This window comes from Nioella sp. MMSF_3534 (assembly GCF_030732985.1).
GTDB lineage: Bacteria > Pseudomonadota > Alphaproteobacteria > Rhodobacterales > Rhodobacteraceae > Nioella.
On sequence record NZ_JASHJX010000104.1, the window covers coordinates 1 to 1,381 of the forward strand.

General features: G+C 63.1%; 2 protein-coding genes. Both read left to right on the forward strand.

Going from position 1 to position 1,381, the window contains the following annotated elements; translation table 11 throughout:
* Positions 1–1,046 (forward strand): pyruvate dehydrogenase complex E1 component subunit beta (locus RBB16_RS20615; RefSeq protein WP_306047898.1); only part of this gene is annotated, 1,046 nt, incomplete at its 5' end.
* Positions 1,047–1,058: 12 nt separating this feature from the next.
* Positions 1,059–1,381 (forward strand): biotin/lipoyl-containing protein (locus RBB16_RS20620; RefSeq protein WP_306047899.1); only part of this gene is annotated, 323 nt, incomplete at its 3' end.

Consider the following 1,381-nt stretch of genomic DNA (forward strand, 5'->3'; position numbering starts at 1 on the left):
CAGCCCCCGCAGCCGCCCCGGTGGCCAGCGTCAATCTCGAACCCGACTACCCGGAAGGCACCGAGATGAAGACCCAGACCGTCCGCGAAGCGCTGCGCGATGGCATGGCCGAGGAAATGCGCCGCGACGAAACCGTGTTCCTGATGGGCGAGGAAGTCGCCGAATACCAGGGCGCCTACAAGATCAGCCAGGGCATGCTGGACGAGTTCGGATCGAAGCGCGTCATCGACACGCCGATCACCGAACACGGCTTTGCCGGCATCGCCACCGGCGCGGCCTTTGGCGGGCTGCGCCCCATCGTGGAGTTCATGACCTTCAACTTCGCCATGCAGGCCATCGACCACATCATCAACTCCGCCGCCAAGACGCTCTATATGTCCGGTGGTCAGATGGGCGCGCCCATGGTCTTCCGTGGCCCCAACGGCGCGGCTGCCCGCGTCGGCGCGCAGCACAGCCAGGACTACGCCGCCTGGTACGCGCAGATCCCCGGCCTCAAAGTCGTGATGCCCTATTCGGCCTCCGACTACAAAGGCCTGATGAAAACCGCGATCCGCGATCCCAACCCGGTGATTTTCCTGGAAAACGAGATCCTCTATGGCCGGTCCTTCGAGGTGCCGGTGCTGGACGATTACACCGTTCCCTTCGGCAAGGCCCGCATCTGGCGCGAAGGCACGGATGTGACCATCGTCAGCTTCGGCATCGGGATGCAATACGCGCTGGAAGCCGCTGACAAGCTGGCCGAAGAGGGTATCTCGGCAGAGGTCATCGACCTGCGCACCCTGCGCCCGCTCGACTACGACACGCTGATCGCTTCGGTCCAGAAGACCAACCGCTGCGTGACTGTGGAAGAGGGCTTCCCGGTGGCCTCCATCGGTAACCACCTGTCGGCCTATATCATGGAAAATGCGTTCGATTATCTCGACGCGCCGGTGATCAACTGCACCGGCAAGGACGTGCCCATGCCCTACGCCGCCAACCTCGAAAAACACGCGCTGGTCACGACTGATGAGGTCATCGCCGCCGTCAAGCAAGTCACCTACCGGTAAGGAGAGCGCATCATGCCCACAGAAATTCTCATGCCCGCCCTCTCCCCCACGATGGAAGAAGGCACGCTGGCGAAATGGCTGGTCAAGGAAGGCGACGAGGTCAGCTCGGGCGACCTTCTGGCCGAGATCGAAACCGACAAGGCGACGATGGAATTCGAAGCCGTCGATGACGGGGTGATCGGCAAAATTCTTGTAGAAGAAGGCTCTGAGGGCGTGAAAGTGAACACGCCGATTGCCGTGCTTCTTGGCGATGGCGAAAGCGCCGATGACGTGGCATCCGCCCCGGCTCCCGCGCCCGCGGCTGCCGAAGCCCCTGCCGCCACGCCCGAAGCGGC